Source organism: Coleofasciculus sp. B1-GNL1-01 (assembly GCF_040220235.1).
Classification (GTDB): domain Bacteria; phylum Cyanobacteriota; class Cyanobacteriia; order Cyanobacteriales; family Coleofasciculaceae; genus Coleofasciculus.
Map to the genome: position 1 here is coordinate 1 of NZ_JAVJTO010000033.1, position 10,492 is coordinate 10,492.

Sequence of the window (10,492 nt, forward strand, 5' to 3'; positions counted from 1 at the left end):
CGGCAACGGGTTAAACGACGAATTCTCTGGGAACTTTGACGATTGCTTTTTAAGAGAGATTGTAACTTAGCTCGACGCTGGTTATAAAATTGATTTAGGCTTTTTAACGGTCTGCCATTAATCAACAAAGGAGTAAACTCCGGTTGATTTGAAGTTACAGCCATCAAATTATCTATGCCTAAATCTATCGCGGCTATCTTTTCATTTGGGGTTAAGAACTGTTCTTTTTCTTCATAAATCACCTCGATTACATAACAATCGCACTTGGGGACAATCCTCACTTCTGCTATACGGTTAGCCACTTGACTGGTCAACTCAATATTAGTTCCTGATAGCTTGACTAATCCTTTTTTTCTAGCTCCTTTACTGATCGCTTGAATTGTATAAATTAGAAGATTTCGTCCTTTTTTAGTATCTTTATAGCCAGGGATTTTCGGTCTACCTATAAATTTATCTGGATGCTTTTTAAATTCAGAGTTCGCGGCGAAAAAAGATTTCCAGTTCCGATCTAATCCCCTTAAAACTTGCTGTGATACTTTAGCGGGTAATGCTTTATATTGTTCTGTATCTTTCATCAAGGAAGCCATCTGATTATAAGTCAAATACCCCTGACCATAAATCCAGTTTTGACGGATGAGATAATTGGCTGAGTTGTAAAGATTTTTAGACTGCCAAGACAAGCGATCTATCGACCTCCAAAAACGATGCCCTTTTTTGATTATATGTCTTTGGGTTAGTAGCATTATTGTCCGTGAGATTTTAACTCGGGCTTAATCTTTTCGGTTTTCCGTTTCGACCTTCTTAATCCGTACATCCGCGAGCAAATAGTCTGAGCCTTTTATGTCTATATATTACTAAACATGACTATATCCGACTATATTGTTATTGAAACTTTACAATGCCTCTCGTGGTAACGGTTTCAGCGCGTTAGCATGATAATGAATCGGGTCATGAGCCTGATCGCAGGTTTTCTAGTCCATATTCAGGTCGTGTAACGGAAGGTTATGGAATTTTTGTCTGATACCGTCGTGCTGTCACGTCTGCAATTTGCGGTGACAGCTATTTTTCACATGCTTTGGCCCGTTCTCACCACAGGGATGGGGATTTACCTGGTTATCGTGGAAGGACTATGGCTGAAGACGCGCAATCCGGATTATTATTACCATGCTCGCTTCTGGTCGAAGCTGTATGTCCTCAACTTTGGCATCGGCGTCGCCACAGGTGTGCCGATGGAATTTCAGTTTGGCACCAACTGGGCATCCTTTTCCGAGGCGGTTGGTAATTTTTTTGGCAGCATTCTCGGCTTTGAAGCGTCGATGGCGTTCATGCTAGAAGCGGCGTTTTTGGGGATTATGGTGTTTGGTTGGCAGCGGGTTCATCCCATCATGCACTACGTTGCCACTATCCTTGTAGCATTCGGGGCGAACTTATCCACGTTCTGGATTTTAGCTGCCAATTCCTGGATGCAAACTCCAGCCGGGGGAGAATTTGTTGATGGTAAGTTTATTGTCAGTGATTATTTTCAGGCAATTTTTAATCCCTTCATGATGAACAGTGTCTTACACATGTTCTTTGGCACCCTGGAGACATCACTGTTTGTGATTGGCGGGATTAGCGCTTGGTACATTCTCAACAAACGCCATTCAGCCTTCTTTTCTAAGGCGTTGAAAATTGTTTTAGCCGTTGCGATCGCAGTCGCCCCCTTACAGATCTATATTGGACATTTAAGTGGCGAACAAGTATATCATCATCAGCCGTCTAAACTAGCGGCGATGGAAGCACAGTGGGAAACCATACCCGCAGGCGTTGCGGCAGATTGGAGTCTTTTGGCATTGCCGAATGAAACCGCTGAACAAAATGATTGGGAAATTAAAGTTCCCAATGCGTTGGGATATATCCTGGAATTCAAAAAAGAATTACCAGAACCTGTATTGGGATTGAAGGAATGGAAACCCGAAGATCGACCCCATCTGTTAGGGTTAATCTACTATTCTTTCCGGATTATGATTGCCATTGGTTTCTTCTTCGCCGGATTAATGCTGGTGAGTGTACTGCAATGGCTACGGGGTAAGCTTTCGCCGGAAAACATTACCCAGCAGCGTTGGCTTCTGTTTGCCTGGATTTTTGCCGCACCCCTGGGTTATATTGCGGTTGAATCCGGCTGGATTGTTCGCTGTGTGGGACGACAACCCTGGACGGTTTATGGGCAGATCCGCACCGTAGATGCCGTGTCTAATGTTCCAGCCAGTAATGTGTTAACCTCGTTACTCTGTTTCAGTGGGGTTTATACCCTATTATTTTGTGCCGCTTTATTTTTCGGCAGTCGAATTATCCGCCGAGGTCCCAATTTCAACCTCCCTTTACCGAGTTCTGAAACTCAAGAAGGAGTCAACACTGCTCCGGGACAATTTATTCCCGATGAACGTCCCCTAGAAACGCAACAGTAGGAGGTTATATGGAGACATTATCCTATTTTCTTCCCCAAGTTTGGTTTGCCATTTTAGCCTTGTTTCTCTTCCTCTACGTGATGCTAGATGGATTTGATCTAGGGGTGGGCATTTTATCCTTGACCTCTTCAACTGAGGAACGCCGGGGTATTTTAATGACCAGTTTAGGTAATGTTTGGGATGCTAACGAAACCTGGCTGGTGATTATGGGAGGCGGGTTGTTTGGCGCATTTCCTTTAGCCTACGGCACGATTTTAAATGCCTTGTACATCCCCATTTTCTTAATGGTGTTTGGCTTTATCTTTCGGGCGGTGGCGTTTGAGTTTCGCGAACAAGCGGATCGCAAGTTCTTCTGGAATTTAGCCTTTGGTGTCGGCAGTTTTAGTGCAGCACTGGGTCAAGGATTTTCTTTGGGGGCTGTACTATCAGGAATTACGGTTGATCAAGCGGGTCATTTTATTGGCGGCACTTGGGATTGGCTCACCTGGCAATCTGTTGTTGTGGCGTTGACATTGATTCAAGGCTATGTGTTGATTGGCTCAACCTATTTGGTTTTGAAAACAGAGGGAGAATTACAAACCACCCATTATAAGACTGCTAGAATTGCCGCGATCACCACGCTAATTGGTGCGATCGTAATTACGATTACCACGCCTATCTTTTATGAATATGCGCGATCGCGTCTTTTTTCTCAACCTCAAGTGTATATCTTCGCCGCTATCCCGCTCCTGGGAATTACCCTAATTTGGCTACTCTGGAGAAGTCTGGATCGACAGGAAGAGAGAACACCATTAATTTGGACGATTCTCCTGTTTTTACTGACATTCCTAGGATTAGCCTTGGTTGTATTTCCCTACATTATCCCCACTCAAATCACCATTTATGATGCCGCTGCTGACCCCAGTGCGCTGGTGTTCATGATCATCTTTATCGGCGTTCTGATTCCGATTATGTTGGCATACAACATCTATCAATACATTGTGTTTCGGGGTAAAGTCAGGGGTGAACATTATGGAGAATAGCAGGGCTAATTTTTCGCAATAAATCTGCCCAACTCCGTAATGGAACAGAATAAAACCTGTGTAGGGGCGACCCGCTTGTATCACTGAACTATCCAAGTCCACTCAATTTGATTGGGTCGCCCTTTCCTTTTCTTAAATACACCGACAACAATCGTAACCTATGACAGCCAATTCCAATCAACCCAATCCCAATGACGCCGTTTTAGGCGGACAAGGTTTCCCATTAAATTCTGGTGTACTGGGTGGCTTAGAGGGAGTTAAACAACGTTTGACGAGTGAGTCTGAAGAAATCAGAATGGCGGCTTTAGACGAGGCGCTCAACTATGGTCAGCCGGGGAAAGATGTGCTACGCCAAGTAGTAAAAAACGAGACAGGTGATTTACAGTTAATAGCCTATAATTTACTCTCTCAACAGGTTAATGAGAAAGAGAAACAAGAATTACAAACTTATTTGCCTCCAGAATTACAAATTTATCTCAAGTTTGACCTTGAAATTGACTCGAAAGAATTAGGGGAAGCGATTGAGCGAGCCGTCGATCGCGCGTTAGGGCGTCGAGAAATAGCCAGTGCCGATAGTCACGGTATTCTTTTAGCAGGCACAGCACCAATGCCAGCAGGCTCAGCAGTGGCTCCTCCGGAAACAGCGGGTGTAATATCTGTAGACCAAGTTAATGATCAGGCGGGGAATAACTCTAAAGCTGATATAGCTAACGATCCACCGACTAAAACGTTAGGTTTACTGAGACAATGGTTGAAAAATAAAATGAATCGACAGCGTTAATTCAATCAAATATTTGCTTCCAAAAATTAAACCCCGTTGTCTCATCGTTAAATTCCAAATAAATTCTCATTCTTTAAGGGAAATGGCTAATTCAAGAAAAGATAGAACACAGCCGAGTCAGGCAACACCAATACCGTCAAAAACGGCACATCCCAAAGATAGTAAATCTTCACTCTGTCCTAGCGCTCCCCCTGATACTAAAGATAGCGTTGTCTTCGGTATAGTAGGTGGCACTGTTGACAGTCCACAAGTAGCATATCTGCGGGAACCTCAGCCAATAACGGATGAATTACTAGCATTATCTGAACCCGTTGATCCAACCGAAGTCTATCGAATCGCTGCTCCTTGCTGGGAACGGGGGTGTCAACATTTTGATGGACATCAATGCCATCTTATTCAACAAATTGTCGAGGGATTACCGACAGTGGTGAAAGACTTACCACCCTGTCGCATTCGTCAAGATTGTCGATGGTGGCAACAGGAAGGAAAAGCTGCCTGTCTCCGTTGTCCTCAAATTGTCCGCACGAATTATAGTATGTCTGAAACCGTTAAAAAAGTCATTAAACCACACCGCGATCGCGAAATTATAGCGCTACGCGAAGCGGGAATAGGGAATGGGGAATGGGGAATAGGGAATGGGAAAATGTAGAGACTTAACATACTACGTCTCTACGTGATCAAGGGATTGACCCTTCGACTTGACGTTCAATTTCCACGTCGTTATCCTAAATAGTACAAAAGTATTATCAACGAGACCACCATGAGTGATTCCGGACAACCTCCACGTCGTCGCAGACGGCGAAATAGTGCATTTGACGACGAATCGAATCATCCCGATCAATCGACACAGCCGCAACACCAAGGTCAATTAACCCGAACCGAACGCCAAGAAATTGTTGATCTTCTGCGTCAAGAAAGTGCTGATAATTTCCTGAAACGAGCCATAGAAATTGGACTAAACCCTAAAACTGACTTTGCTGAACTTAATTTATCGGGAGTCAATCTAAGTTCTGCTAGTCTGCAAGGTGCTGATTTAACTGGGGTCGATTTATCTCAAGCTAACTTGAGTAATGCTCACCTGAATCAGGCTAAATTGACTAACGCCAATTTACAACAGGCTGATTTAAGCAACGCTAATCTCAACGATGCTAATTTAAATAATGCCAACTTAGAAGAAGCAAATTTAGAAAATGCCAAGTTAGCCGCCATTAAACTGCAAGGAGCTAAGTGCGATCGCGCTAATTTTCAAGGGGTTCGCTTTTATTATCAATTCAAAGATCAACCCCATCAGACTGACAATCTGAGCCAGATTAGTTTCAAGGGGGCGAATTTTGCGAATACGTCTTTGGCTGGACTAACTGGAATTGGAATAAATTTGAGCAACTCTGACCTCAGTCATGCCAATCTGAATCATGCTAATCTCAGTGGGGCTAATCTGACTAATGCTAATTTAGAAGGGGCAAATTTAGAAAATGCTAATTTAGCTAAAATTAAACTGCAAGGAGCTAAGTGCGATCGCGCCAACTTTCAAGGTGCTCGCTTCGGTCAAGGAGATGATTTCAGCCACATTAGTTTTAAGGGAGCCAATTTTGCGAACACTTCTTTATCTAGACTAAACTTTAGCCATTCCGATCTCAGTCATGCCAATTTTCAGCAAGCGCAATTAACTCAGAGCGATCTGAATCATGCCAACTTAAAAGGAGCCAATTTCCAGGGAGTAACCCTCAATCAAGTCACCCTAAAAGGAGCAATCATTGATGAACAAACCCAAATGGCTGCCAGTTGGCGCAAGGTTATAGCTGTTCTCAATCAAACCCATGAGGATTTAGAGTTACAAAATCTTGACCTCAGTCGCCAGGATTTGTCAGAATTTAACCTAGCGGGGGCTAACTTGAGTCATGCTGACTTGACATCGGTAAATTTGGAAAATGCCAACCTCAAAGGTGCTAATTTAACGGGAGTCGATTTGAGTAAGGCAAACCTTCTTGGAACTCAGATTGATGAAACAACGAATCTTGACCCAATGTGGCGCAGGGCTTGGGCTGCTGTTAATTCTCCTCTAGACGCAGAATCCTCAAATTATGTGATCAGGAGAGTAATGCCAGCCATTCTAGAACGTTATCGCGATCGCATCGAAGCAGCCATTAAACCTTATCTTGGGATTGACCTTGTTCCCGACGATACTTTAACTTGGTGGAGTAGTAAGTTTCCGGGAGAGCAAATCAGTCGGGCTGGCTTGCCCTATTTGCCCAAGGGGATGAGCTATCCTCAAACACCAGACGGGGAGTATTTGCATCTGCTGATTCAGATTAATTTTGCCGAAGCGCCACCTGCGGAGCCATTTCCACAGCAGGGGATTCTTCAGGTTTTTATTGCCGATAGTGGCTATTACGGTTGTCTCCACGAACATTATAGTGAATTTGATAATACTGACTGGTTTCAACAAACAACCTTCTGTATCCGCTATTTTGCTGATCCAGATATGGATGAGGCCAATCTAGAAACCAACTTTGACTTCTTGCCCGACAAAAACCCAGAGCTTAGAGATCTGGACGCAGTAGCAGATTTTAGCATTGTGTACGCATATCCCCCCACTTGTTCAGCAATTCAGTGGAGTTCTGGTAAGGAATTCATGCCATCAGAGGACTATCAGTTTTATGAGGTGATGTTTCATGATCTCGATCGGAGCGATCGCCAAGCTGCGAGTCGCTTCATTGATGAATTCAGGGAAGCCTATGACGATTATTCTTGGGAAGGGAAGTTTGAAGAAACGACTACAGGTAAACCTGAAGATTCTACCCGTAGATATACTCGCATATCTGCCCAGCTCGGTGGCTGTACTCTCTTTCCCCAAGAAGATCCACGGGAGTATTCGACGGGTTTTGAGGGACTTGATGGCCCACTGGATACGATGCTGCTCCAAATATCTCTATCAGGAGAAGTTCTTTGGTTTTACATACAGCAATCGGATTTAATCCGGCAGGATTTTTCCCGTGTTTTTTATGTAGTAGAATCCACTGTCTGATGTAGGGGGCACACCCACGACTGAAGCCACGGGCATGACAATGCCCTCGCGGTCAAAGGCTTCTTTGAGGATTTTGCGTAAATCTCCCTGGATATCTGTCGCGTGTCACGCTATTTGATCGTATGTACCACGGTATTTGATTGAAGGCGATCGGTCTATCTCCTGATAAAGCGATCGCGAAATTATAGCGCTACGCGAAGCGGGAATAGGGAATGGGGAATAGGGAATGGGAAAATGTAGAGACTTAGCATACTACGTCTCTACGTGATCAAGGGATTGACCTTTCGACTTGACGTTCAATTTCCACGTCGTTATCCTAAATAGTACAAAAGTATTATCAACGAGACCACCATGAGTGATTCCGGACAACCTCCACGTCGTCAGTCGGTATCGGCGTTCAAGACTATATCGGCGTTGAGTATTTTTGTCATCTGAGTTACACTCAATACCCTACCTCTGCCCATTTGGATGTCCTCAACTGCACCTGGGGGACAGTAAAACCCCGCTTCCTCTAGCGCTTTGACCAATGGCAAGATCTCAGATCTATTCAGTTCAATGACCAGATCTAGGTCGCGTGTTGTTCTAGGATCACCATAGATACTAGCTGCAACTCCACCTGTGATGTAGTAAGGAATACTTAGCGTTTCAAAGATCGGGTGTAGTAGTCTAGCGATTTCACTAGGGTCTTGAGTCCACAGAGACGGATCACTGGTAGGGGTTAAAATTGGTAACCACTTATCACCTAAAACTGATTGAGCGAACCGCTCTCGAAAAGTTAGCTGTGAAGCCTTCCGCATCCCACGTAACGATACAGCCCTCGACCATCGAGTTAATGAAGCACTAGCTTGCCAGCGCTCTCGATTGGTTCGCTGTCGAAGTAAGTAAAAATCAATAGCATCGGATTCGGGGGTTTTGTCTTCCGATTGAGGGCGGTATCCAGGCTGAAGCGTGAGTTTTGGGATGGCTCGAATCATGGCGATTAGTTACGGCAAATATACTTTCTTGGCGGTTGCTATACCTCAATTGAACGAATCGCACCATTCCAGCACTCGATTCCATGCCCACCAGCAGTCCGGATCATGATAGTCACGCTGACAAGCACGAGAACTAATATAACCGACATGACCGCCCTGTTTTGTTACCCTTAAGTCAATCGCAGAATTATTCGCACAAATCCCTTGCAAGTCAGGAATAATTGTCGGGTCAAACATCGGATCATCGGCGGCATAAAAACTCAGCGTCGGTTTGTTTAAATGAGGTAAAATATACAGCGCACTCGTGGCATCATAATACTCGTCCACCGAGGAAAACCCCAATCGCTTAATCACTAGCTCATGATCAAATCCCCAAATACTGTTTGCCCGTTCAACCGCTTCTGGATCGATGTCTTGGGGATGAGCCTGATAGAGACGCCATGCAAGTTGTTTCAAAGTCCGTGCAACCGCTTGTTCTAAATACCGCCCCCACGGATGGTTTAACAGATACGTCAGAGAACGGTGAGAATCCAGATTCGGACAAATAACCGCACCACCGCCAATCTCTGACTCATTTAATCCTACCGCCTCGGAATAAGCGATCGCCTGGGCTGATTTAATTCCCCAAAGCGCTAATTGTCCGCCCAGTGAATAGCCTGTAAACCAAAATGGCGCGGGACATCCCATGGCTTTTGCTTGCGCCGCAATCAGAACAAAATCATCGCCCTCGTACAAACCATCGGAGGTTAAGGTTGGTGACAACAACGCTGTTTTGCCATGGGCTCGCCAGTCAAATAGCACCACTGCATACCCTTGAGCAAAGGCTTTACGCCCCAATAGTCTCAGATACCATTGGTTATCCAAATCCCCAGTAATACCATAAGTTCCCACAATCGTACCCTTAGCCCGTTCGGGAATGGCGACAATCCCAAAAATCGGTACATTGTCAGCGCCACGAAATACTTTCTCCTGATAGGGAGGTTCTGGAAAAGGAATCATTGCTTCCCAATCACGGGAGGCTCTAAACGCCAGGTGCATGGTCATCGCCAGACCATGACTTAACCACCATGGGGAATGAAAGTGTTTTTTGTCATTCGTCATTTGTTATTCGTCGATTGTTTTTTCATGATTTATGATTAAGATTTATATTTAAACGATATAGCTAGATTATGAAACGTCGAAATATTTTAAAGTATACAACAATCGGTGCGGCTGGGGCTAGTCTCAACGCCTGCCGTAAAAAAACACCTCAACCCCCATCAAAACCTGCTCAACCGATCATTAATTGGCGCATGGCAACAAGCTGGGATCGCTATTTTGAAATCCTGTTTGAGGGCGTTGAAACATTATGTCGCTCGGTTAGCACGATGACGGAGGGGCGGTTTACGATTACCCCTTATCCGGGTGGTGATTTAGCCCCACCTCTGGACGTGTTTGATGCGGTGTCCAACGGAACCATTGAATGCTGTCACACGAATACGTTCTACTCCTTCCAGAAAAGCCCCGCCCTCGCCTTTGGCACTACCCTTCCTTTTGGTTTAAATGCTCAACAACAAAATGCTTGGCTCTACAAAGGGAAAGGATTAGACACGTTACAAAATATATTTTCTGAGTTTAATCTGATCGGATTTCCGGCTGGCAATTCCGGAACACAAATGGGGGGATGGTTTCGGCGAGAAATTAATACAGTTGCGGATTTAAAGAACCTGAGAATGCGGCTTCCTGGGCTTGGCGGGCAAATTATGAGCCGTTTGGGTGTCAATGTTATAACGATCGCAGGTCAAGATATCGTACCTGCTTTGTTAGAAGGAAGCATCGATGCAGTGGAATGGATTGGTCCTTATGACGATGATACGCTAGGACTACAGAGAGCCGCCCCTTACTACTATTATCCAGGATGGTGGGAACCCGGAACCACGTACATGGCGCTGGTCAATCAGGCAGAGTGAAACAAACTCCCCTCCGATTAAGTAGTCGGACAAAAGAAAACGGCACTGTATGAAGTTTTGTAATCCTTGTTGGACATCGGTTGTGGAGAAAGACAATCTGGAGGAAAGGGGGGTGCGATCGCGTCCAATAAGCGGATGACTCAAACCCCTTAAACCCATTTCTCATAATGGCTTTTCGTGAGTTTACTTATGTGTATAGAGCCTTGGTCTTGAACGACTACTGTCAATTTTCCGGTTTTTTCCCATCTTTCTTTAGCTTGAGTCGCTTGCCAATCCATTAATTTTATATAACTC

Annotated in this window: 9 protein-coding genes; 6 read left to right on the forward strand and 3 right to left on the reverse strand. The window is 44.7% G+C overall.

The features are described 5' to 3' along the window. A partial coding sequence (locus RID53_RS07850; protein WP_446387580.1) for an RNA-guided endonuclease InsQ/TnpB family protein occupies positions 1-743 on the reverse strand: 743 nt, incomplete at its 3' end. Between the two features lie 261 nt (positions 744-1,004). Between RID53_RS07850 and RID53_RS07855 the strand changes: the two genes are divergently transcribed. The 5 genes from RID53_RS07855 to RID53_RS07875 all read left to right on the forward strand — a co-directional run bounded on the left by RID53_RS07855 (position 1,005) and on the right by RID53_RS07875 (position 7,275). Beyond that, a complete protein-coding gene (locus RID53_RS07855; protein ID WP_446387581.1) occupies positions 1,005-2,447 on the forward strand; it encodes a cytochrome ubiquinol oxidase subunit I in 1,443 nt (480 codons plus the stop codon). An 8-nt stretch (positions 2,448-2,455) separates the two neighbouring features. Further along, entirely contained in the window at positions 2,456-3,469 is a 1,014-nt protein-coding gene (locus RID53_RS07860; protein WP_446387582.1) for a cytochrome d ubiquinol oxidase subunit II, read from the forward strand. Between the two features lie 160 nt (positions 3,470-3,629). Beyond that, on the forward strand, positions 3,630-4,250 hold the full coding sequence (locus RID53_RS07865; RefSeq protein ID WP_446387583.1) for a hypothetical protein: 621 nt from the start codon (positions 3,630-3,632) through the stop codon (positions 4,248-4,250). An 82-nt stretch (positions 4,251-4,332) separates the two neighbouring features. After that, positions 4,333-4,899: a nitrogen fixation protein gene (locus tag RID53_RS07870; RefSeq protein WP_446387584.1), complete on the forward strand. Its 567-nt coding sequence runs from the start codon at positions 4,333-4,335 to the stop codon at positions 4,897-4,899. Between the two features lie 111 nt (positions 4,900-5,010). Beyond that, a complete protein-coding gene (locus RID53_RS07875) occupies positions 5,011-7,275 on the forward strand; it encodes a pentapeptide repeat-containing protein (RefSeq protein WP_446387585.1) in 2,265 nt (754 codons plus the stop codon). A 380-nt stretch (positions 7,276-7,655) separates the two neighbouring features. On the opposite strand, the gene RID53_RS07880 is transcribed toward RID53_RS07875, so the two are convergent. Both RID53_RS07880 and RID53_RS07885 read right to left on the reverse strand, forming a co-directional pair. Next, complete coding sequence (locus RID53_RS07880) at positions 7,656-8,249, reverse strand: hypothetical protein (protein ID WP_446387586.1); 594 nt, start codon at positions 8,247-8,249, stop codon at positions 7,656-7,658. Positions 8,250-8,294: 45 nt separating this feature from the next. Then, complete coding sequence (locus RID53_RS07885; protein WP_446387587.1) at positions 8,295-9,350, reverse strand: YheT family hydrolase; 1,056 nt, start codon at positions 9,348-9,350, stop codon at positions 8,295-8,297. A gap of 68 nt (positions 9,351-9,418) precedes the next feature. On the opposite strand from RID53_RS07885, the gene RID53_RS07890 reads away from it, so the two are divergent. Further along, positions 9,419-10,198 carry a TRAP transporter substrate-binding protein gene (locus tag RID53_RS07890; protein ID WP_446387588.1) on the forward strand — a complete coding sequence of 260 codons (780 nt, stop codon included), beginning with the start codon at positions 9,419-9,421 and terminating at the stop codon, positions 10,196-10,198. Positions 10,199-10,492: the final 294 nt, after the last annotated feature.